Here is a 20886-nt window from a genome sequence, read left to right as displayed (position 1 = left end):
GCGGAGGTGGGACGACGAAATCGAATTCTAACGAATTACCGATTTCTGTCCCACTCTCTTTTTATCTTATTTTAAGTTTATGGACCTATAATCGTAAAAAATAGAAAAGAGGTCCTAGCTATGCGAACCATGTTGAAATTCATCTTGTCAATCATTATCTCAGTCCATCAGAGCTATTTTTAAATACAAAAGGCGGATGTATCCACCATCACACCTTCTATTGTCATTCTACCCTTCTATATAGCCTCTTAATTCATCGCCTTTTAATCCGGCATTGAGAGCAATCAGGAGCTTCAGCCGGGCCTTAGCTGCATTGAGCTCTTTGACAAAGAAGATGCCGTGCTCGTGAAGTTTGACTCCGCCTCCATCGTAAGCATAGACAGGTTCCGCAATTCCATTGAAGCAACGGGACACCAAGGCAATAGGAAGGCCAGCCTCTTGAAATTCAAAGAGTTTCTCAGCTACTTCCTTAGGAAGATTTCCTGCACCAAAGGCTTCAATGATCAAACCATCCATTTGTTGGACATCTAGTAGGTCAAGGACTTCTGTTTTCATGCCAGCATAGGCTGAAATGATGGGGACAACTCCCTTGATTTCTTGCAAATCAAAACGCACACGGGGTTCAGCTGTTTTGAAGAAAAGAACTTCTTTTTTCATGACCAAGCCTAGAGGGCCATGTGTGGGGGTCTGGAAGGTGCTGACATTGGTGGTATGTGTTTTGGTCACGTACTTGGCTGCATGGACTTCATCATTCATCACGACCAAGACACCCTTGTCTTGTGATTTGGGATCTGCTGCTACTCGGATGGCAGTCAGATAGTTATAGACGCCGTCGCTTCCTAATTCATTGGAGCTTCTCATAGCTCCTGTTAGGACTACCGAAATGGTTGGCAAGTCCATGGTATCTAAGAAGTAGGCTGTTTCTTCAAGAGTATCGGTACCATGGGTAATGACAATCCCATCATACTGGGAAGCCTCTTTCTGAATCTTATGATAGAGTTGCAACATGTGCTGAGGAGTTACATGAGGGCTGGGTAAATTTAAAAAATCTTCTGAAGTAAGCTCAATCCCTGCCAGTGACAGATCAATATGGTTCATGGGGTTGGATGAATTGGTCACGACAGCTCCAGAGGCATCTGCCTGCATGGAGATGGTCCCTCCTGTATGAAGGGCCAAAATTTTCTTAATCATGTGTGTCTCCTTGGAATGTGTGTTATAATTTATTGTATCATAAAACGGAAAGAAAGCAGTCATCATGGAAATAAAAGCGGTCTTTTTTGACATTGACGGAACCTTGGTCAATGATAGTCGAATGGTCTTGAAGTCAACTGAAAAAGCCATTCGCGCCTTAAAGGAACAAGGAATTTTTGTTGGTTTGGCAACAGGGCGAGGACCCTTCTTTGTCCGTCCTTTTATCGAGCGCTATGACTTTGATTTTGCGGTCACCTATAATGGTCAGTATATTTTTACCAAGGACAAGGTCTTATCTGCTTCTCCAATTGATAAGAAGAATCTGCATGACTTGATTGACTACGCAAAAAAACATCGGATTGAGATCGCCTTAGGAACAGAAGATGGAGTTGAAGGCTCTCGCATTATGAGTTTTGGTCTGAGTCCGATTTCTCTATGGTCTGCACGGTTTGTACCAAAAGGCTTTTCGAAGGCAGTGAGTCAGGGCTTCAACAAGGTGGTTAGCAAGGCTGTCCCTCAGGATCAAAAGGAACTGCAACAAATTGCCCAGGGACCAGTTTATCAGGTTCTCTTATTGGCTAGTCCTAAGGACACGCAGAAAGTTGAGCAAGCTTTTCCTGAATTAAAATTTACGCGTTCTAGCCCCTTTGCGGCGGATGTCATTAATCCAGACAACTCAAAATTGGAAGGGATTCGGATCGTAGGAGAAGAATTTGGATTTTCGATGGACCAGGTGATGGCCTTTGGAGATTCGGATAATGACTTAGAGATGCTCTCGGGTGTTGGCTTATCGATTGCGATGGGCAATGGAACTAGCAGGGTCAAAGAAGTAGCTCAGCATACGACGACCAGTAATACCAAAGACGGGATCCAAAAAGCGCTTGAACATTTTGGCATTATCACGGATCAGTCACTTTTTGTTAGTCGTGACGATCACTTTAATAAGGTCAAAGCCTTCCATCAACTCATGGATGGTCAAACTCAGGAAGAACCAAAGGCCTGGGATAATCAAGAGTCTCTTTACCGAACCATGTTTAAGCAGGAGGAATTGGTTGAATTTATTCGAGCAGCGAGCAAGGATGAAGCAACCTTTGATCGTTCAATCGAAAGCTTGCATCAAGCCTTAGATGAAGCAGCCAATAAGGTTCGTAGCAAGCATCCAGCTGAGATATCCATGGTGGGGCAGGTCGATGCCTTGATTGATACGCTCTATCTGACTTATGGTAGTTTTGTTCTAATGGGGGTCGATCCGGAAGAGGTCTTTGAGATTGTTCACCGTGCAAACATGGGGAAGATTTTCCCAGATGGTCAGGCTCACTTTGATGAAGTCACGCATAAAATTTTAAAACCGGACGACTGGGAAGAAAAGTATGCACCTGAGCCAGCCATTCAAAAAGAGTTGGAACGGCAAATCAAAGCTTATCAAAAACACTGCTCTGAAAAAACAGCAGAATCGGAAGAAAATAAAAAGGTGTGAGGAAATTCGTTTTCCTTCACACCTTTTGGTTTTTATAAAGTTTATAAGGTCTTTTCTGTCTCACGAACCACTAACAAATCGACTTTGGCATGGCGGAGAATGTATTCAGATGAAGACCCGACTAGTAAACGTTCAAAAGCATTTAGACCAGTTGCCCCAACCATGATGAGATCAACTCCCTCTGCTTCAGGGATATCAGTCGCTAAGAGGACTTTGGGATTACCCATTTCAATCACCGAAGCAATGTTTTGGACACCGGCTTCTTTAGCACGCTTGATATACCCTTCTAACAGTTCATTAGCTTCTGTTTGGAATCCTTCATACACCTCGGCATCAAAACTAGAGACACTTTGTAAGGCACGTGTATCAACGACATGAGCAAGGGTAAGTTTGGATCCGTTTCGCAACGCAACATTGACCCCTTTCTCAAAAGCGAGTTCAGCTTCGCGAGATCCATCAACTGCAACCATGATGTTTTCGTATTTTTGAGACATGTTCCGTCCTCCTTTACTGCTTGAAAACGTGAAAAGAAATGGAAGAACCCATTTATGTTACCTATAATTATATTTTAAACCTTTTACCATAGAAAGTAAAGGTCAAATCAGATATCTATAGGATTTCATCGAAAATGAAAGAGGTTGCTCAGTTGTACTCCAGATTAACTAGTGGTATAATGGAAGCAGTTTGATAAAGTGAGGAAAAAATCATGAAAGAATACAATAAGTCCGTCAAGCTAGAGCACGTTGCTTACGATATTCGTGGTCCAGTCTTAGAAGAAGCGATGCGCATGCGGGCAAACGGGGAGAAAATCCTTCGCTTAAATACAGGAAATCCGGCTGAATTTGGGTTCACGGCTCCCGATGAAGTCATTCATGATTTGATTATGAATGCTCGGGATAGTGAAGGGTATTCGGATTCAAAAGGAATTTTTTCTGCCCGTAAGGCCATTATGCAGTATAGCCAATTGAAAAAGATTCCGAATGTTGAGATTGATGATATCTATATCGGAAATGGTGTCAGTGAGTTGATCGTGATGTCTATGCAAGGCTTGCTGGATAATGGCGATGAAGTCCTTGTGCCAATGCCAGATTATCCTCTTTGGACAGCAGCGGTCAGCCTAGCAGGTGGAAATGCGGTGCATTATGTCTGTGATGAAGAAGCAGAGTGGTACCCAGATATCGATGATATCAAGTCAAAAATTACCTCAAACACCAAGGCTATCGTCGTGATCAACCCAAATAACCCAACCGGAGCTCTCTATCCAGATGAGATTCTGTTGGAAATTGTCGAAATTGCTCGTCAACATGGCTTGATTATTTTTGCAGATGAGATCTATGATCGCTTGGTCATGGATGGTGCCAAACACACAGCTATTGCTAGTCTCGCGCCAGATTTGTTCTGTGTCAGCATGAACGGTTTGTCTAAATCACACCGCATCGCGGGCTTCCGTGTGGGCTGGATGGTCTTGTCTGGACCAAAACACCACGTGAAGGGCTATATCGAAGGTTTGAATATGCTCTCCAATATGCGTCTGTGTTCAAACGTCTTGGCCCAACAAGTGGTCCAGACTTCTTTGGGAGGCTACCAGTCAGTGGACGAACTCTTGCTTCCAGGCGGTCGAATCTACGAACAACGGAACTTTATCTACAAGGCTATCAATGATATTCCAGGACTCTCAGCTGTCAAACCAAAAGCTGGTCTCTATATCTTCCCTAAGATTGATCGTGAAATGTACCGGGTAGATGATGATGAGCAGTTTGTCTTGAATTTCTTAAAACAAGAAAAGGTTCTCTTGGTTCACGGACGTGGATTTAACTGGAAAGAGCCAGATCATTTCCGGATTGTTTACCTTCCTCGAGTAGAAGAATTGGCTCAAATTCAAGAGAAGATGACTCGTTTCTTAAAACAATACAAACGATAAGTGTAAGAGAAATCGCTAATAGGCGGTTTCTTTTTTGAATGAATCCAGCGAATATTTTGTTACGTAAGGCTAATTTTTCTGAATTGCATATAATTGTAGAAAAAATAAATAATTTTCAGATAATTCGATTGAAATTCCCCCTCTTATATGATATACTTTAGCTGACTATATGCGAGGTTTATTATGGCTAAATTATTAGAAAAAACGAGAAAAATTACATCTATCTTGAAACGTTCTGAAGAACAGTTGCAAGATGAAATGCCGTATAATGCAATTGCCCGTCAACTGGCTGATATCATTCATTGTAACGCTTGTATTATTAATAGCAAGGGAACTCTTCTAGGTTATTTCATGCGCTACAAAACCAATAATGACCGGGTTGAGGCTTTTTTTGACAATAAAAAATTACCTGAAGATTATGCGAAAGCAGCCAGTTTAGTCTATGATACAGAGGCGAATTTAGATGTAGATCACGATTTAAGTATCTTTCCAGTAGAGACAAAGTCTGATTTTCCTGATGGGTTGACAACGATTGCTCCTATTCATGTATCTGGGATTCGTTTGGGGTCATTGATTATTTGGCGCAATGATAAGGAATTTGCGGATGATGATTTGATTTTGGTTGAGATTGCTAGTACCGTAGTTGGAATTCAAATGTTGAACTTCCAACGAGAGGAAGATGAGAAAAATATTCGTCGCCGGACTGCGGTCAATATGGCTGTCAATACCTTGTCCTATTCAGAATTGCGGGCAGTTTCCGCTATCCTTAGTGAATTGAAGGGAAATGAAGGGCAGTTAACTGCTTCCGTGATTGCGGATCGGATTGGTATTACCCGCTCTGTGATTGTCAATGCACTTCGGAAACTGGAGTCAGCCGGTATTATTGAAAGCCGCTCTCTTGGGATGAAGGGAACCTACCTCAAAGTCTTGATCCCAGATATTTTTGAAGAAATAAAGAAAAGAGACTACTAATGACTAAAGCGTTAATTTCGATTGACTACACCGTTGATTTTGTAGCGGATGAAGGTAAGCTAACGGCAGGAGCTCCTGCACAAGCTATTTCTGAGAGCATTGCTCAGGTGACCCGGCTAGCCTTTGACCAAGGGGCCTATGTCTTTTTTGCGATTGATGCTCATGATGTAGACGATCCATTTCATCCAGAAAGCAAGCTCTTCCCACCTCATAATATCATTGGGACTAGTGGACGGGATTTGTATGGTCCCTTAGCTGATTTTTATCGGGAGCACAAAGCGGATCCACGTGTCTTTTGGATGGACAAGCGTCATTATTCTGCTTTTTCAGGAACTGATCTGGATATCCGCCTCCGGGAACGTGGCGTAGATACGGTTATTTTGACGGGAGTCTTAACGGACATTTGTGTCCTCCATACAGCAGTAGATGCCTATAATCTGGGCTATCAGATCGAAGTGGTCGCGCCTGCAGTGGCATCGCTCACTCCTGAAAATCACCAGTTTGCTTTAAATCATTTCAAACATGTTTTGGGAGCAAAAGTGGTGAATGAACAATTAGAAGAATTGTAAGATTAGAGTTCGAGGAGAATGGCCTAATGCCTAGCCTTCCTTGGACTCTATTTTCTTGCCAAACTACCGCATAAATACTAAAAATATGGTAAAATAGAAGGTATTGAAAAATCATCATTTCACGAAAGGAAGCAAGATGAAAATTACGCAAGAAGAGGTAACCCACGTTGCCAATCTTTCAAAATTGAAATTCTCTCCAGAAGAGACAGCTGAGTTTGCGACAACCTTATCGAAAATTGTCGACATGGTGGAATTGTTGGAAGAAGTGGACACAACCGGTGTGGCTCCAACAACGACCATGGCGGATCGTAAGACCGTATTGCGTCCGGATGTTGCTGAAAAAGGGACGGACCGTGACCGTTTGTTTAAAAATGTACCTGAAAAAGATAATTACTACATCAAGGTACCAGCTATCCTAGAAGATGGAGGAGATGCCTAATGTCATTCAACCATAAAACCATTGAAGAGTTGCACGACCTCCTTGTCTCTAAGGAAATTTCAGCAACCGAATTGACCCAAGCGACGCTTGATGATATCAAGGCGCGTGAAGAAGCAATCAATGCCTTTGTAACGGTGGCCGAAGAAGCTGCCCTTGCACAAGCCAAAGCTATTGATGAAAAAGGAATCGATGCAGACAACCTCCTATCAGGGATTCCGCTCGCGGTCAAAGACAATATCTCAACAGATGGTATCTTGACGACTGCGGCATCAAAAATGCTCTATAACTACGAGCCAATCTTTGATGCGACAGCTGTTGCCAATGCCAAAGCTAAAGATATGATTGTCATCGGGAAGACCAACATGGATGAATTTGCCATGGGTGGATCTGGTGAAACTTCATATTATGGACCAACCAAGAATGCATGGGACCACAGTAAGGTGCCTGGTGGATCTTCTAGTGGTTCAGCAGCTGCTGTAGCTTCAGGTCAAGTCCGTTTGTCCCTTGGTTCAGATACTGGTGGTTCTATCCGCCAACCAGCTGCCTTCAACGGGATTGTTGGTCTCAAACCAACTTATGGAACAGTTTCACGTTTTGGTCTCATTGCCTTTGGTAGCTCACTAGACCAAATTGGACCATTTGCACCAACGGTCAAGGAAAATGCCCTCTTGCTCAATGTCATTGCCAGTGAAGATGTCAAAGATTCAACATCTGCGCCTGTTCGTGTAGCAGACTTTACTTCTAAGATTGGTCAAGACATTAAAGGCATGAAGATTGCCCTTCCTAAGGAATACCTCGGTGAAGGGATTGACCCAGAAGTCAAAGAAACCATCCTCAATGCGGCTAAACACTTTGAAAAATTGGGAGCAACTGTCGAAGAAGTCAGCCTGCCTCATTCTAAATACGGGGTTGCCGTTTACTACATCATCGCTTCATCTGAAGCTTCTTCAAACTTGCAACGTTTCGACGGTATTCGCTATGGTTTCCGTGCGGAAGATGCCAAGAACTTGGATGATATCTATGTGAACACTCGTAGCCAAGGCTTTGGTGATGAGGTTAAACGTCGGATCATGCTGGGTACCTTTAGTTTGTCATCTGGTTACTACGATGCCTACTACAAGAAAGCTGGCCAAGTCCGCACGCTCATTATCGAAGACTTTGAAAAAGTTTTTGCAGATTATGACCTTATCCTTGGTCCAACCGCTCCAAGTGTAGCCTTTGATTTGGATTCGCTCAACCACGACCCGGTTGCCATGTACTTGGCTGACCTCTTGACAATCCCAGTCAACTTGGCAGGTCTTCCAGGGATTTCGATTCCTGCAGGTTTTGCGCAAGGTCTTCCAGTTGGTTTGCAGTTGATTGGTCCCAAGTATTCTGAAGAAACCATCTACCAAGCTGCAGTGGCCTTTGAAGCAACGACGGATTACCACAAGCAACAACCCCTTATTTTCGGAGGTGACAATTAATGAACTTTGAAACAGTCATCGGACTTGAAGTCCACGTTGAATTGAATACAAACTCAAAAATTTTCTCACCAACCTCTGCTCACTTTGGGAACGAGCAAAATGCCAATACCAATGTGATCGACTGGTCTTTCCCAGGGGTGCTTCCTGTCTTGAACAAGGGTGTTGTGGATGCTGGCATCAAGGCTGCTTTGGCGCTGAATATGGATATCCATCAGCACATGCACTTTGACCGTAAGAACTATTTTTACCCTGATAATCCAAAGGCCTATCAAATTTCGCAATTTGACGAGCCAATCGGATATAACGGTTGGATTGAAGTGCAATTGGAAGACGGCTCAACTAAGAAAATCGGGATTGAACGGGCTCACTTGGAAGAAGATGCCGGTAAGAACACCCACGGAACAGACGGTTTCTCTTATGTAGACCTCAACCGTCAAGGGGTCCCATTGATCGAAATCGTATCTGAAGCAGATATGCGTTCTCCAGAAGAAGCCTACGCTTATTTGACAGCTTTGAAAGAAGTCATCCAGTACACTGGTATTTCAGACGTCAAGATGGAAGAAGGATCGATGCGGGTGGATGCCAACATTTCCCTTCGCCCATACGGCCAAGAGGAATTCGGTACCAAGACGGAGTTGAAAAACTTGAACTCCTTCTCAAACGTCCGTAAAGGTCTTGAATACGAAGTACAGCGCCAAGCGAAAATCTTGCGATCAGGTGGGGTCATTCGTCAAGAAACACGCCGTTATGATGAAGCGAATAAGAGCACCATTCTTATGCGTGTCAAAGAAGGAGCAGCGGATTACCGTTACTTCCCAGAACCAGACCTTCCCTTGTTTGAAATCTCAGATGAGTGGATCGAGGAAATGCGCACAGAGTTGCCAGAGTTTCCAAAAGTCCGTCGTGCTCGCTACGTGGCAGAGCTTGGCTTGTCTAACTATGATGCCAACCAATTGACAGCGACGAAAGTCACTTCTGACTTCTTTGAAGCAGCTGTGGCCCTTGGTGGTGATGCCAAACAAGTCTCTAACTGGCTCCAAGGAGAAGTCGCACAATTCTTGAATGCAGAAGGTAAGACGCTGGAAGAAATCCAATTGACACCAGAAAACTTGGTGGAAATGATTGCCATCATCGAAGATGGAACGATTTCATCTAAGATTGCCAAGAAAGTCTTCGTTCACTTGGCGAAAAACGGTGGCGGCGCGCGTGAATACGTCGAAAAAGCTGGATTGGTACAGATTTCAGATCCTGAAGTCTTAATCCCTATCATCCACCAAGTCTTTGCAGACAACGAAGCAGCAGTAGCCGACTTCAAGTCAGGGAAGCGGAATGCGGACAAGGCCTTCACTGGCTTCCTCATGAAAGCAACTAAAGGCCAAGCCAACCCACAAGTAGCCCTCAAGTTACTTGCCCAAGAATTGGCGAAGTTGAAAGAAGAGTAATAGAGAAAAAAACCAGCCGAGAGGTTGGTTTTTACTATCCATAAAATTGTGTTAGAATAGGAAAGATCATTACATATCAACTGGCATTAGGAGGAGTTACATGAACAAATTTTTAAGAGTCTTATTTATCCTGGTTATCATCGCCATGTCTGGAGCGATTGTCTTCCAGCTGTTCTTTCCATCTTATATGGGAAGTCATTCGGGATATGGTATTTCTATCGGTTGGCAACGGGAAATTGGGATTTGGAATGTGGCAGTTCTTGTGATTCTCATTGCTGTTAATTTCAAATATGATTGGTTTTATCTTCGTACGGTTTTATTGGCCTTGATTGTTGGTGGCATCGGAATTGGGACTAATCATTTATTTGCTTATCTCAACTATCATTTGCCAGTAAATGCTATTGGAGCTTTTGAAAATTATCTTCTTGTTCTGGGCTGGATTGTCGGTTGGAAACTAGAGTCATCTCGGGCCGATGATTAAGATATTAACCGTCTGTTTCTTCTTGACAAAGTTTGTGAAAGGGTTTACAATATGGTTATCGGGTTTCCTGAAAGGGAATTGCAATTCATGGAAAAATAGGAGAATCATATGGAAACAATGAAAGCTGCCCGCTGGCATGGTAAGAAGGACGTTCGTATCGAAGAAGTAGAAGTCCCTAAAGTACAACCTCATCAAGTAAAGGTTGCGGTCAAATTCACAGGAATCTGTGGGACAGACTTGCATGAATACTTGGATGGACCAATTTTCATTCCAACAGAAGAGCATGTTTATTCTGGTCAAAAAGCACCCGTTACCCTCGGTCACGAGTTTGCTGGAGAAATTGTTGAGGTTGGAAGCGATGTGACTCGGGTCAAAGTCGGTGATCGTGTGACAATTGAGCCAATTTTGGCAAAACACAACTTAATTGGTGACTATAACCTTGATCCAAACTTGAACTTCGTCGGCCTTGCGGCAGATGGTGGGTTTGCTAAATACTGTGTCCTAGATGGAGATTTAGTCCATGTGATTCCAGATAGCTTGAGCTATGAGCAAGCAGCGCTTACAGAACCTGCTGCTGTAGCCGTTTATGCAGTTCGTCAATCTGCTATTAAGGCAGGAGATACAGCTGTTATCTTTGGTTTGGGGCCTATTGGTCTCTTGATCGTGGAAGCCCTTCGTGCGGCTGGTGCTTCAAAAATCTATGCGGTTGAATTGTCTGCAGAACGTCAAGCCAAAGCAGAAGAGTTGGGTGCCATTGTTGTTCGTCCAGAAGAAGGTGAATCAATCGTTGAAGCCATTCATCGTTTGACGGATGGTGGAGCGGATGTGTCTTATGAAGTAACAGGGGTTCCTGTTGTTCTTGGACAAGCTTTGGCAGCTGTCCATAAGGCTGGTGAATGTATGGTTGTTTCTATTTGGGAACGCGAAGCGAGCATCAATCCAAATGAATTCGCCATTCAAGAAAAGACCCTTAAAGGGATTATCGCTTATCGCCACATCTTCCCTAAAGTATTGGAATTGATGGAACAAGGCTACTTCTCTGCTGAAAAATTGGTTACCAAGAAAATCAAATTGGAAAACATTGTTCAAGATGGCTTTATCGAATTAACGCAAGATAAATCTCAAATCAAGATTTTGGTTGAGCCGTAAATTAGTATATTTTATGAATAAAACCAGTCCATTTGGACTGGTTTTTATGTTACAATTAGGATGTAAATAATATTTGTGGAGGCAACATGTCTACATCTTTCAAAGGAACCTTGATGACTGTGATTGCTGGAATTGCTTGGGGGCTTTCTGGTGTTAGCGGGCAATATTTGATGGCACATGGTTTTTCAGCTATAGGGTTAACTAATTTTCGTCTACTTTTTTCAGGCATTGTCCTTATTATATTATCTTACGTAGCGGATAAAGAGAAGGTATTAGCCTTTGCTAAAGATAAATCTTCCTACCTTCCCCTTCTCGTTTTTTCATTTTTAGGATTGTTACTAACTCAATTGACCTATTTAGAGGCGATTGCAGAAACCAATGCTGGGACTGCCACCGTTTTGCAGTATCTCTGTCCAGTGGGGATTTTATCCTATACCTGTATCAAGGATAGAGTAGCTCCTACTCTTGCGGAAGTAGCTTCCATGCTGTTAGCGATTGGTGGCACATTCTTAATTGCAACACACGGTCAAGTCAACCAACTGGCCATTAATCCAAAAGGTCTGGCTTGGGGAGTGGTTTCAGCCTTTGCTTATGCTCTGTATATTGTCCTTCCTCTTAATTTAATTAAAAAATGGGGAAGTATGCTGGTGATTGGAGTTGGGATGGTCATTCCAGGAATTCTGATGATTCCTTTTAGTGGTCTTCTTTCTTTTTCTGGAAACTACAGACTGGATACCTTGATGGCTTTTTTTGGTTTGGTTGTTATTGGAACGATTTTTGCCTACACAGCCTTTCTTAAAGGGACCTCTTTGGTCGGAGCTGTAAAGGGAAGCTTATTAGCCTCTATTGAGCCAATTTCGGCAGTTTTCTTTGCCTTTATCATTATGAAGGAGCATTTCTTTATGATTGACTTCTTGGGTATGGGCATGATTCTGTTAGCGGTCCTCCTGATCACTCTAAAGGACTTCATTATTCAAAAAGAAAAAGGAATTCTATAAAAAAGATGCTGGGTGTTTTCCCAACATCTTTTTTACATCATTTGCCAGAAATAGTCGATGATATAGGTGAGACCATAAGTGTAGATGACCAGAGTAATCGGTTTACAGAGAATAATAATGGTCATATAGCGCTTAAAGGTCATATTGGTTAATCCAGCTAGCATGCAGAGAAAGTCCGCTGGACTGATGGGCCAGATCATCATGAAGATAAAGAAACGATCAAACCGCTTACCTTCGTTGAGCCAGTTAATATACTTGTCGTAAGTCTTCTGGCTAACCATAGACTGGACAAATTTAGGCCCGTACATTCTTGCGAGGTGGAAGATGATGGCACAGCCAATGACGATGCCGATGTAGTTGTAGATGGTCCCAATGATGTGGCCATAGATAAAGACACCAGCGACAGACGTAAGAGCGCCAGGAATAATAGGCACCACTGTTTGAAGGATCTGAAGAAAGATAAAGAGAGGTGGACCGAAGATACCTGCTTGGAGAATAAAAGCCGACAAGGTTTCCTTGGATTGGAGGATGCCAGCAAAGTAGGCCCAGATACAGAAAGCAAGGGTTGCCAGGGCCCCAATGATGGAGGACCAATTAATGATTTTTTGGAGGAGAGGGGAGACCTCCCTCAATTTTTTTTCTTTTGTTATCATAACTCTTCCGCGTATTTTTTTCTTCTACTATACCACGTTTTTGGAACTTTGTAACGTTTTTGTCTATTTTAGGGAATATCAAAGAGATAGAATGGATCCTCTTACAAAGGGGAGACAACGAAGCAAGTGCAAAATGCGTCTATTTATGCTACAATGAAGAGAATATAAAAAATGGAGAAAAACGTGTCAATCGAAAATTACAAACCAGATTTTGCGGTGGAAGCAGCCTATGATCTCACCGTTGCAGACTTGAAAAAACAAGGCATTAAGGCGGTCCTTGTGGATTTGGATAACACCTTGATTGCTTGGAATAATCCAGATGGTACTCCTGAGATGCGCCAGTGGTTGCACGACCTTCGTGATGGCGGAATTCGGGTTATCGTGGTGTCCAATAATAGCCCCAAACGGGTCAAGCGCGCTGTTGAGAAATTTGATATTGACTATGAAGCTTGGTCGCTCAAGCCCTTTACTTTTGGGATTGATCGGGCCCTTAAACGTTTCCACTATGAGAAAAATGAAGTGGTCATGGTCGGGGATCAACTGATGACGGATATCCGGGCTGCCCATCGTGCAGGCATTCGCTCGATTTTGGTCAAGCCTTTGGTTGAGCATGACTCCATCAAGACCAAGATCAACCGGGCGCGTGAACGCCGTGTCATGAAGCAAATGGCCGAAAAATATGGTCCGATTGTATACAAAAAAGGAATTTAAGAATGGAAGAATTATTCTGTATTGGCTGTGGAGCGCCCATTCAGACAGAAACCAAAGAGGGGATAGGCTATACTCCCCAATCAGCTCTTGAAAAGGGCTTGGAAATAGGCGAAGTCTATTGCCAACGCTGTTTCCGTCTACGTCACTACAATGAAATCACAGATGTGCATCTGACAGATGATGATTTCCTAAAACTCCTTCACGAAGTAGGAGATAGTGATGCTCTCGTGGTCAATGTAGTCGATATTTTTGACTTTAATGGCTCTGTCATTCCTGGCTTACCGCGCTTTGTAGCAGGTAATGATGTCCTCTTGGTCGGAAATAAAAAAGACATCTTGCCCAAGTCTGTCAAGGATAGCAAAGTGACGCATTGGTTGATGGAGCGGGCCCACGAAGAAGGCATGCGTCCTGTCGATGTGGTCCTCACCTCTGCCCAAAACAAGAGTGCCATTAAGGATTTGATGGAAAAGATTGAACAGTACCGTAAGGGTCGTGATGTCTATGTGGTGGGGGTAACCAATGTAGGGAAATCGACCCTCATCAATGCGATTATCCAGGAAATCACTGGTGACAAGGATATCATCACGACCTCTCGCTTCCCAGGAACGACACTGGACAAGATTGAAATCCCATTGGACGATGGATCCTACATCTACGATACACCGGGGATTATTCATCGCCACCAGATGGCTCACTACTTGACTGCGAAAAACCTCAAGTATGTCAGCCCTAAAAAGGAAATCAAACCCAAGACTTATCAGCTCAATCCAGAGCAGACTCTCTTCTTGGGTGGCTTGGGACGCTTTGACTTTATCAAGGGGGAAAAGCAAGGTTTTACTGCCTTCTTTGATAACGAACTCAAGCTTCATCGAACCAAGCTAGAAGGAGCGACCGCTTTTTATGACAAGCATGTTGGTGGCTTGCTAACTCCACCTAATAGCAAAGAAAAAGAAGAGTTCCCACCCTTGGTTTCTCATGAGTTTACCATCAAGGACAAGACAGACCTCGTCATCTCTGGACTCGGCTGGATCCGCGTCAATGGGGAAGCCAAAGTAGCCGTCTGGGCACCAGAAGGCGTTGCCGTCGTCACCCGCAAAGCTATTATTTAAAAAAACAGGAAAAAATATATCTAAAGAGCGAACAAAGTGAGCTCATAAAGAGATCGTTATTGCCGTGGTGTAGTTGCCAATCGTGAGATTGGCAAGGGCAAAATGGAGACCAAGGCTCCATTTTGAGGTGAGGAAATCCATTTTTCAAAGATGAGATCTTTGAAAAATTAGTTCCGGCCGTCCCCACCACTTAAAATAACGATCAAAAAAAAGGAAGTAAAAATATGACATTAACATCTAAACAACGGGCTTTCCTCAACAGCCAAGCCCACAGCCTCAAACCCATTATCCAAATCGGGAAAAACGGGCTCAATGACCAAATCAAAACCAGTGTGCGCCAAGCGCTAGATGCACGCGAACTGATCAAGGTGACCCTTCTTCAAAATACGGATGAGAATATCCATGAAGTAGCGGAAATCTTAGAAGAAGAAATCGGTGTGGATACAGTTCAAAAAATTGGACGCATCCTCATCTTATACAAACAATCAAGCAAAAAAGAAAACCGGAAGATTTCAGTCAAAGTAAAAGAAATCTAAGAGACACAGGAGAGCAGGTATATGGCCATTGAACTATTAACCCCCTTTACCAAGGTGGAGTTAGAGCCAGAGATCAAAGATAAGAAACGCAAACAAGTGGGAATCCTCGGAGGGAATTTTAATCCCGTCCATAATGCCCATCTTGTAGTTGCAGATCAAGTCCGCCAGCAACTAGGCTTGGATAAGGTCCTTCTCATGCCAGAATATGAGCCTCCGCATGTGGATAAAAAAGAAACCATTGATGAAGGCCATCGCTTGAAAATGCTGGAACTAGCCATTGAGGGCATTGAAGGTCTGGAAATCGAGACGATTGAGCTAGAGCGTAAAGGGATTTCCTATACCTACGATACGATGAAGTTGCTCAATGAGCGAGACCCAGATACAGACTATTACTTCATCATTGGAGCGGATATGGTAGACTACCTGCCAAAATGGTATCGGATTGACGAATTAGTGGAGATGGTGCAGTTTGTCGGTGTTCAACGTCCCCGTTACAAGGCAGGAACCTCCTATCCTGTGATTTGGGTTGATGTTCCTCTTATGGACATCTCTTCTAGCATGGTGCGAGAGTTTATCGCCCAAGGTCGGACGCCGAATTTTATGTTGCCAAAGCCAGTCTTGGACTACATCAAGAAAGAAGGTTTGTATCAATGACCTATGAAAACTATCTCGGCTTTTCTCGTGAAGTCTTGCTTGAAAAAATGGGTCAAATCTTGCCAGAAAAACGCCTAACCCACTGTTTAGGGGTTGAGAAAGCTGCGCGTGACTTGGCCAAACGCTATGAAGCAGATGAAGAACAGGCTGGACTAGCAGGTCTCTTGCATGACTATGCCAAGAAATTATCGGATCAGGAATTTCTAGACTTGATTGATCGCTATAGTCTTGATCCAGAATTAAAAAACTGGGGCAATAACGTCTGGCATGGAATGGTCGGCATTTATAAGATTCAGGAAGATCTCGGACTGATAGATCCAGCCATTCTTCGTAGTATTGAGATTCACACCGTGGGGAGTGGACAGATGTCAACCTTAGATAAGATTGTCTATGTGGCAGATTATATTGAACACAACCGGGCCTTTCCGGGGGTAGAGCAAGCACGTGACATCGCCCAAGTCTCCTTGGATCGTGCCGTGGCCTATGAGACGGCTCGCACAGTCGAACACCTGGCCCACCAAGGATTGCCCATTTATCCCCAAACCCTTGAAACCTATAACGCATTTGTGAAGTATTTGAAAGAGGAGCAGTAAGTGAAGACAGCTTTTATCATTATTGATGTACAAAATATCTTAGTGGAATCAGGTTTTGAGACAGAAAAGCTCCTAGAGAAGATTGCTTATTTGCAAGATCAGGCTAGAAAACAGCAGATTGAAATCATCTACATTCAGCATATTGAAACGCCAGAGGCTTTAACTTCGGAAGATTGGCAATTGTCTCCTCTGTTGAAAAGACAGGAGAATGAAAAGGTATTTCAGAAGCGATACAATAGCATGTTTAAGGAGACAGGATTAAAAGAATACTTGGATCAACAAGGAATTCAACAACTGGTCCTGTGTGGCATGCAGACAGAATATTGTGTCGATACATCCGTCAAAGTGGGGTTTGAATACGGCTATAAGTTGGTTGTTCCAGAAGGAGCTGTCACAACCTTTGATGGAGAGGATATTCCGGCAGAAACGCTTAATGAATTTTATGAAAATATTTGGGCAGGACGTTTTGCGGATGTCTTAGATTACAAATCAATTTTTTAAGGAAAGAGGATTACATGAAAGAAAAAGAACTACTTGAACTTGTTGTTAAAGCTGCCGATGAAAAGCGCGCGGAAGACATTGTGGCTTTGGATGTTCAAAGCTTGACCAGCGTGACAGATTACTTTGTCATCGCAAGCTCTATGAATAGCCGTCAGTTGGAAGCTATCGCAGAGAATATTCGTGAGAAAGTCGTTGAAGCTGGTGGCAATGCCAGTCACGTCGAAGGTGACTCAGCTGGAGGTTGGGTCCTTCTTGACTTAGGTGGTGTAGTAGTCCATGTCTTCTCAGAAGAAATGCGTACCCACTATAACCTAGAAAAGCTATGGCACGAAGCAAGTGTTGTCGATCTTTCAGCAGCCCTAGCATAAGCAGGTAAACTCAGTTGGTATCAACTGAGTTTTGTTGGTTAAATTGAAATTCTATGGAAAGAAAGGATGGAGCCTTGTGCTTGGTTAGGTTTCTAACTGAACACGAGCTAAAAGCTTTAAGAAAGAGAAAAATTTTCTCTTTGCTTTTAACGCTCTTTGTATCTTGATTTATGGCGACTTATGAAACGTTTGCGGCGGTCTATGATGCGGTCATGGATGACAGTCTGTATGATTTGTGGACGGATTTTTCTCTCCGGCACCTTCCTAAAAGCAAGGATCGGAAAAAATTACTGGAATTGGCTTGTGGGACAGGGATTCAATCTGTTCGCTTTTCTCAAGCTGGGTTTGATGTGACAGGATTAGACCTGAGTGCTGACATGCTGAAAATTGCTGAAAAAAGAGCTGCTTCAGCCAAACAGAAGATTGATTTTATCGAGGGAAATATGCTGGACCTGTCGCAAGCAGGCACTTATGATTTCGTGACCTGCTACTCGGATTCTATCTGCTATATGCAGGACGAGGTAGAAGTAGGGGATGTCTTCAGAGAAGTCTATAATGCCCTCAATGAGGACGGAGTCTTTATCTTTGATGTCCATTCGACCTACCAGACAGATGAGGTCTTCCCAGGCTATTCTTACCACGAAAATGCGGAAGATTTTGCAATGCTCTGGGATACCTATGAGGATGAAGCCCCCCACTCCATCGTCCATGAGCTGACCTTTTTTGTCCAAGAAGAAGATGGCTCCTTTAGTCGGCTCGATGAAGTTCATGAGGAACGCACCTATGAAGTTTTAACCTATGACATCTTATTGGAGCAGGCTGGCTTTAAATCTTTCAAATTGTACGCAGACTTTGAAGATAAGGAGCCAACAAAGACCAGCAAACGTTGGTTCTTCGTAGCGCAGAAGTAGGACGGCATGATAGTTACAGGTATTATTGCTGAATTTAATCCCTTTCACAATGGACACAAGTACCTGCTGGAACAGGCAGAAGGGGTGAAAATCGTCGCCATGTCTGGAAATTTTGTTCAACGTGGCGAGCCTGCCATTGTAGACAAGTGGACACGGGCTCAGATGGCTTTGGAAAATGGAGCGGATCTGGTGGTCGAGCTCCCCTTTCTCGTGGCTGTTCAGTCTGCTGATCATTTTGCCAAGGGAGCGGTAGAGATTTTGTCCCGTCTGGGAATCGACCATTTGACCTTTGGGACAGAAGAAGTCTTGGATTACCAAGCAATTGCGACAGTTTACTCGGAGAAATCATCGGAAATGGAAGCTTTCCTGCGAAGCCTTCCTGATGATTTATCCTATCCACAAAAGACCCAAAAAATGTGGGAAACCTTTGCCGGAGTGGAGTTCACAGGAGATACTCCTAACCATATTCTGGGCTTGGCCTATGCCAAGGCCTGTGCTGGGAAGGGGATTGCGCTCAAGCCTATTCAACGCCAGGGAGCAGGCTACCATTCAGAAGAAAAAGAAGGGGACTATGCTTCTGCGACTAGTCTACGCCTGCACAAGGAAGATCAGGACTTTGTCGCTAAATTCATGCCCAATAGCCAGCTCTTTCAGTCGGCTCCGCAGGTGTCTTGGGAGGATTATGACCAACTGCTCCGTTATCAAATCCTAACCCATCCGGATTTGACACAGATTTTTCAAGTCAATGAAGAACTGGCCAATCGGATAAAAGATGCGGTTCGAAGTGCTAGTTCTGTGGAAGACCTGGTGGAGAAAGTCGCAACCAAGCGCTATACCAAGGCGCGCGTGCGCCGCATTTTGACCTACATCTTGGTAGGGGTGATGGATCAAGCTCTTCCCGATGCCATTCATGTCTTAGGATTTTCCGCAAAGGGACAAGCCCACCTCAAAGGCTTGAAAAAATCAGTAGAAATCGTGACCCGAATCGGTAAGGAACCTTGGGATGCTTTGAGCCAGCAAGCGGATCAGGTGTATCAGCTAGGTCACCCCCAATTGCCTGAACAAATCTGGGGCCGGGTGCCAGTGAGAGTGGAAGAATAGAAAGTTTCACGTAAATTTTTTCTGCCCACATTCACGTAAGGCAAGAACGTTATGATGCACGAAAATAGTGTTTATCCATTGACTAAAAATTTTTTTAGACAATGGATTTTTTTGTTTTTGCCAAATTTAAAATTTTTTTCGAATAATTAGGTAGAGAGGGAAAAACTTGTACAAGTTCCTGACAAGTTTTTCTTTTTCATGTATAATAATAGAAAAGAGGTAGAATGAGGTATGGTCATGAAAGCAGTCGTTTATTCAACATTCCGCAATCATTTGAAGGATTATATGAAGAAGGTGAACGATGAGTTTGAGCCTTTGACAGTCGTGAATAAGAATCCTGATGAAGATATTGTGGTCATCTCTAAGAGCGAGTGGGACAGCCTACAAGAAACCCTGAGACTAGCTCATAACAAGGACTTGTCAGATAAGGTCTTGCGGGGTATGGCAGAAGTCCGAGCTGGTCAGGTTCAACTCCATGAGATTGAGGGGTAACGGATGTTACTCAAATTTACAGAAGAGGCCTGGAAGGATTATTGTTACTGGCAAAGTCAGGACAAAAAAACACTGAAGCGGATTAATAGCCTTATTAAAGAGATCCAAAGGGATCTATTTACTGGGATTGGTAAGCCTGAGCCCTTGAAATATGACTTTCAAGGAGCATGGTCAAGACGGATTGATGCAGAGAATCGCCTGATTTATATGCTAGATGAGTCAGGTGTCGCTTTTCTCTCTTTTAAAGACCATTACTAAGTTTCTAAAAGAGAGTCTTTTTTATAGTTAGACTAGCTATTTAAAGTTTCCAACTCATAGAAAATTCGCATGAATTCCCCCGTTAAAAATAGAAAAATCTAGTCTAATGTGGACGATTTGTGATATAATGTTAAAGATTGAAAATAATATGAATCAAACACAAGGAGAATCCTCATGGGACGTAAATGGGCCAATATTGTAGCCAAGAAAACTGCCAAAGATGGCGCTAACTCAAAAGTATATGCGAAATTCGGAGTAGAAATCTATGTAGCCGCTAAAAAAGGTGAGCCAGATCCAGAATTGAATACTGCTTTGAAATTCGTTATCGACCGTGCCAAACAAGCGCAAGTGCCAAAACACGTAATTGATAAAGCGATCGATAAGGCAAAAGGAAACACAGACGAAACCTTTACAGAAGGACGTTACGAAGGATTTGGGCCAAATGGTTCCATGTTGATCGTTGATACCTTGACTTCAAATGTTAACCGTACAGCGGCCAATGTGCGTGCTGCCTTTGGTAAAAACGGCGGGAACATGGGAGCTTCTGGTTCTGTATCTTACCTCTTTGACAACAAGGGGGTCATCGTCTTTGCAGGTGATGATGCGGATGCCATCTTTGAGCTTTTGTTGGAAGCAGATGTGGATGTAGATGATGTTGAAGCAGAAGAAGGAACAATCACTGTTTACACTGCTCCAACTGACCTTCACAAGGCGATCGTTGCTTTGCGTGAATCTGGTATCGAAGAATTCCAAGTAACCGAATTGGAAATGATTCCTCAATCAGAAGTTGAGTTGTCAGGTGAAGATTTGGAAACATTTGAAAAACTTTACAGCGTTCTTGAAGATGATGAGGACGTGCAAAAGATCTACACTAACGTAGATGGATTCTAATAG

25 protein-coding genes are annotated in these 20886 nt (G+C 43.3%); 22 read left to right on the top strand and 3 right to left on the bottom strand.

The features are described from left to right. Positions 1-228 precede the first annotated feature (228 nt). Positions 229-1191 carry an asparaginase gene (locus ADH49_RS08765; RefSeq protein ID WP_048691740.1) on the bottom strand — a complete coding sequence of 321 codons (963 nt, stop codon included), beginning with the start codon at positions 1189-1191 and terminating at the stop codon, positions 229-231. Between the two features lie 64 nt (positions 1192-1255). On the opposite strand from ADH49_RS08765, the gene ADH49_RS08760 reads away from it, so the two are divergent. Continuing rightward, positions 1256-2668 carry a Cof-type HAD-IIB family hydrolase gene (locus ADH49_RS08760; protein ID WP_048691738.1) on the top strand — a complete coding sequence of 471 codons (1413 nt, stop codon included), beginning with the start codon at positions 1256-1258 and terminating at the stop codon, positions 2666-2668. Positions 2669-2709: 41 nt separating this feature from the next. On the opposite strand, the gene ADH49_RS08755 is transcribed toward ADH49_RS08760, so the two are convergent. Beyond that, on the bottom strand, positions 2710-3162 hold the full coding sequence (locus ADH49_RS08755; RefSeq protein ID WP_048691736.1) for a universal stress protein: 453 nt from the start codon (positions 3160-3162) through the stop codon (positions 2710-2712). A gap of 212 nt (positions 3163-3374) precedes the next feature. Between ADH49_RS08755 and ADH49_RS08750 the strand changes: the two genes are divergently transcribed. From ADH49_RS08750 to ADH49_RS08710, 9 genes are all read left to right on the top strand, one after another. Continuing rightward, the gene (locus ADH49_RS08750; protein ID WP_023024219.1) at positions 3375-4589 is read left to right on the top strand and encodes a pyridoxal phosphate-dependent aminotransferase; all 1215 of its coding nucleotides are present in this window, start codon (positions 3375-3377) and stop codon (positions 4587-4589) included. A 183-nt stretch (positions 4590-4772) separates the two neighbouring features. Further along, a complete protein-coding gene (gene codY / locus ADH49_RS08745; protein WP_048691732.1) occupies positions 4773-5561 on the top strand; it encodes a GTP-sensing pleiotropic transcriptional regulator CodY in 789 nt (262 codons plus the stop codon). Beyond that, entirely contained in the window at positions 5561-6130 is a 570-nt protein-coding gene (locus ADH49_RS08740) for a cysteine hydrolase family protein (protein ID WP_048691730.1), read from the top strand. The genes codY and ADH49_RS08740 overlap by 1 nt, the downstream gene beginning before the upstream one ends. Before the next feature lie 136 nt (positions 6131-6266). Next, on the top strand, positions 6267-6569 hold the full coding sequence (gatC, locus tag ADH49_RS08735; RefSeq protein WP_002884769.1) for an Asp-tRNA(Asn)/Glu-tRNA(Gln) amidotransferase subunit GatC: 303 nt from the start codon (positions 6267-6269) through the stop codon (positions 6567-6569). Further along, the gene (gene gatA / locus ADH49_RS08730) at positions 6569-8035 is read left to right on the top strand and encodes an Asp-tRNA(Asn)/Glu-tRNA(Gln) amidotransferase subunit GatA (RefSeq protein WP_048691728.1); all 1467 of its coding nucleotides are present in this window, start codon (positions 6569-6571) and stop codon (positions 8033-8035) included. Before gatC ends, gatA begins: the two co-directional genes overlap by 1 nt. Then, the gene (gene gatB, locus ADH49_RS08725; RefSeq protein WP_048691726.1) at positions 8035-9477 is read left to right on the top strand and encodes an Asp-tRNA(Asn)/Glu-tRNA(Gln) amidotransferase subunit GatB; all 1443 of its coding nucleotides are present in this window, start codon (positions 8035-8037) and stop codon (positions 9475-9477) included. Before gatA ends, gatB begins: the two co-directional genes overlap by 1 nt. Before the next feature lie 100 nt (positions 9478-9577). After that, the gene (locus tag ADH49_RS08720) at positions 9578-9958 is read left to right on the top strand and encodes a hypothetical protein (protein WP_048691724.1); all 381 of its coding nucleotides are present in this window, start codon (positions 9578-9580) and stop codon (positions 9956-9958) included. A 108-nt stretch (positions 9959-10066) separates the two neighbouring features. Then, the gene (locus tag ADH49_RS08715; protein WP_048691722.1) at positions 10067-11107 is read left to right on the top strand and encodes a 2,3-butanediol dehydrogenase; all 1041 of its coding nucleotides are present in this window, start codon (positions 10067-10069) and stop codon (positions 11105-11107) included. An 86-nt stretch (positions 11108-11193) separates the two neighbouring features. Next, positions 11194-12105 (top strand): DMT family transporter, encoded by a 912-nt coding sequence (locus tag ADH49_RS08710; protein ID WP_048691720.1) that lies wholly within the window; start codon positions 11194-11196, stop codon positions 12103-12105. A gap of 32 nt (positions 12106-12137) precedes the next feature. On the opposite strand, the gene ADH49_RS08705 is transcribed toward ADH49_RS08710, so the two are convergent. Beyond that, positions 12138-12758 (bottom strand): TVP38/TMEM64 family protein, encoded by a 621-nt coding sequence (locus ADH49_RS08705; protein ID WP_048691717.1) that lies wholly within the window; start codon positions 12756-12758, stop codon positions 12138-12140. Positions 12759-12941: 183 nt separating this feature from the next. On the opposite strand from ADH49_RS08705, the gene ADH49_RS08700 reads away from it, so the two are divergent. The 12 genes from ADH49_RS08700 to ADH49_RS08645 all read left to right on the top strand — a co-directional run bounded on the left by ADH49_RS08700 (position 12942) and on the right by ADH49_RS08645 (position 20883). Next, the gene (locus ADH49_RS08700; RefSeq protein ID WP_125329136.1) at positions 12942-13469 is read left to right on the top strand and encodes a YqeG family HAD IIIA-type phosphatase; all 528 of its coding nucleotides are present in this window, start codon (positions 12942-12944) and stop codon (positions 13467-13469) included. A gap of 2 nt (positions 13470-13471) precedes the next feature. Continuing rightward, positions 13472-14578: a ribosome biogenesis GTPase YqeH gene (gene yqeH, locus ADH49_RS08695; RefSeq protein ID WP_048691712.1), complete on the top strand. Its 1107-nt coding sequence runs from the start codon at positions 13472-13474 to the stop codon at positions 14576-14578. A gap of 224 nt (positions 14579-14802) precedes the next feature. Then, complete coding sequence (gene yhbY / locus ADH49_RS08690) at positions 14803-15114, top strand: ribosome assembly RNA-binding protein YhbY (RefSeq protein WP_006595720.1); 312 nt, start codon at positions 14803-14805, stop codon at positions 15112-15114. Positions 15115-15135: 21 nt separating this feature from the next. After that, positions 15136-15768 (top strand): nicotinate-nucleotide adenylyltransferase, encoded by a 633-nt coding sequence (locus ADH49_RS08685; RefSeq protein WP_048691710.1) that lies wholly within the window; start codon positions 15136-15138, stop codon positions 15766-15768. Further along, positions 15765-16361 (top strand): bis(5'-nucleosyl)-tetraphosphatase (symmetrical) YqeK, encoded by a 597-nt coding sequence (yqeK, locus tag ADH49_RS08680; protein WP_048691709.1) that lies wholly within the window; start codon positions 15765-15767, stop codon positions 16359-16361. Before ADH49_RS08685 ends, yqeK begins: the two co-directional genes overlap by 4 nt. Continuing rightward, complete coding sequence (locus ADH49_RS08675; RefSeq protein WP_048691706.1) at positions 16362-16862, top strand: cysteine hydrolase family protein; 501 nt, start codon at positions 16362-16364, stop codon at positions 16860-16862. A gap of 14 nt (positions 16863-16876) precedes the next feature. Continuing rightward, entirely contained in the window at positions 16877-17230 is a 354-nt protein-coding gene (gene rsfS, locus ADH49_RS08670; RefSeq protein WP_048691704.1) for a ribosome silencing factor, read from the top strand. Positions 17231-17400: 170 nt separating this feature from the next. Continuing rightward, positions 17401-18141, top strand: coding sequence for a class I SAM-dependent DNA methyltransferase (locus tag ADH49_RS08665; protein ID WP_048691701.1), 741 nt, complete (start codon positions 17401-17403; stop codon positions 18139-18141). Between the two features lie 6 nt (positions 18142-18147). Further along, the gene (locus tag ADH49_RS08660; RefSeq protein WP_048691699.1) at positions 18148-19242 is read left to right on the top strand and encodes a nucleotidyltransferase; all 1095 of its coding nucleotides are present in this window, start codon (positions 18148-18150) and stop codon (positions 19240-19242) included. A 237-nt stretch (positions 19243-19479) separates the two neighbouring features. After that, positions 19480-19734, top strand: a complete 255-nt coding sequence (locus tag ADH49_RS08655; RefSeq protein WP_172605103.1) for a type II toxin-antitoxin system Phd/YefM family antitoxin — start codon at positions 19480-19482, stop codon at positions 19732-19734. 3 nt (positions 19735-19737) lie between these two features. Beyond that, positions 19738-19992, top strand: coding sequence for a Txe/YoeB family addiction module toxin (locus ADH49_RS08650; RefSeq protein ID WP_048691696.1), 255 nt, complete (start codon positions 19738-19740; stop codon positions 19990-19992). Between the two features lie 174 nt (positions 19993-20166). Further along, positions 20167-20883, top strand: coding sequence for a YebC/PmpR family DNA-binding transcriptional regulator (locus ADH49_RS08645; RefSeq protein ID WP_006146163.1), 717 nt, complete (start codon positions 20167-20169; stop codon positions 20881-20883). Positions 20884-20886 lie beyond the last annotated feature (3 nt).

Source organism: Streptococcus sp. 400_SSPC, assembly GCF_001072745.1.
GTDB classification, from domain to species: domain Bacteria; phylum Bacillota; class Bacilli; order Lactobacillales; family Streptococcaceae; genus Streptococcus; species Streptococcus xiaochunlingii.
Note: the sequence above shows the minus strand (reverse complement) of the source record. Positions and strands in the feature narration are given on the sequence as shown.

Coding starts and splice junctions, on each gene's coding strand:
- gatA (WP_048691728.1), top strand. CDS start 6,569: ATGTCATTCAACCATAAAACCATTGAAGAGTTGCACGACCTCCTTGTC.
- ADH49_RS08650 (WP_048691696.1), top strand. CDS start 19,738: ATGTTACTCAAATTTACAGAAGAGGCCTGGAAGGATTATTGTTACTGG.
- ADH49_RS08750 (WP_023024219.1), top strand. CDS start 3,375: ATGAAAGAATACAATAAGTCCGTCAAGCTAGAGCACGTTGCTTACGAT.
- ADH49_RS08740 (WP_048691730.1), top strand. CDS start 5,561: ATGACTAAAGCGTTAATTTCGATTGACTACACCGTTGATTTTGTAGCG.
- yhbY (WP_006595720.1), top strand. CDS start 14,803: ATGACATTAACATCTAAACAACGGGCTTTCCTCAACAGCCAAGCCCAC.
- ADH49_RS08755 (WP_048691736.1), bottom strand. CDS start 3,162: ATGTCTCAAAAATACGAAAACATCATGGTTGCAGTTGATGGATCTCGC.
- gatC (WP_002884769.1), top strand. CDS start 6,267: ATGAAAATTACGCAAGAAGAGGTAACCCACGTTGCCAATCTTTCAAAA.
- codY (WP_048691732.1), top strand. CDS start 4,773: ATGGCTAAATTATTAGAAAAAACGAGAAAAATTACATCTATCTTGAAA.
- ADH49_RS08765 (WP_048691740.1), bottom strand. CDS start 1,191: ATGATTAAGAAAATTTTGGCCCTTCATACAGGAGGGACCATCTCCATG.
- ADH49_RS08715 (WP_048691722.1), top strand. CDS start 10,067: ATGGAAACAATGAAAGCTGCCCGCTGGCATGGTAAGAAGGACGTTCGT.
- ADH49_RS08655 (WP_172605103.1), top strand. CDS start 19,480: ATGAAAGCAGTCGTTTATTCAACATTCCGCAATCATTTGAAGGATTAT.
- ADH49_RS08685 (WP_048691710.1), top strand. CDS start 15,136: ATGGCCATTGAACTATTAACCCCCTTTACCAAGGTGGAGTTAGAGCCA.
- ADH49_RS08660 (WP_048691699.1), top strand. CDS start 18,148: ATGATAGTTACAGGTATTATTGCTGAATTTAATCCCTTTCACAATGGA.
- gatB (WP_048691726.1), top strand. CDS start 8,035: ATGAACTTTGAAACAGTCATCGGACTTGAAGTCCACGTTGAATTGAAT.
- ADH49_RS08645 (WP_006146163.1), top strand. CDS start 20,167: ATGGGACGTAAATGGGCCAATATTGTAGCCAAGAAAACTGCCAAAGAT.
- rsfS (WP_048691704.1), top strand. CDS start 16,877: ATGAAAGAAAAAGAACTACTTGAACTTGTTGTTAAAGCTGCCGATGAA.
- ADH49_RS08705 (WP_048691717.1), bottom strand. CDS start 12,758: ATGATAACAAAAGAAAAAAAATTGAGGGAGGTCTCCCCTCTCCTCCAA.
- ADH49_RS08720 (WP_048691724.1), top strand. CDS start 9,578: ATGAACAAATTTTTAAGAGTCTTATTTATCCTGGTTATCATCGCCATG.
- ADH49_RS08710 (WP_048691720.1), top strand. CDS start 11,194: ATGTCTACATCTTTCAAAGGAACCTTGATGACTGTGATTGCTGGAATT.
- ADH49_RS08760 (WP_048691738.1), top strand. CDS start 1,256: ATGGAAATAAAAGCGGTCTTTTTTGACATTGACGGAACCTTGGTCAAT.
- yqeH (WP_048691712.1), top strand. CDS start 13,472: ATGGAAGAATTATTCTGTATTGGCTGTGGAGCGCCCATTCAGACAGAA.
- ADH49_RS08665 (WP_048691701.1), top strand. CDS start 17,401: ATGGCGACTTATGAAACGTTTGCGGCGGTCTATGATGCGGTCATGGAT.
- yqeK (WP_048691709.1), top strand. CDS start 15,765: ATGACCTATGAAAACTATCTCGGCTTTTCTCGTGAAGTCTTGCTTGAA.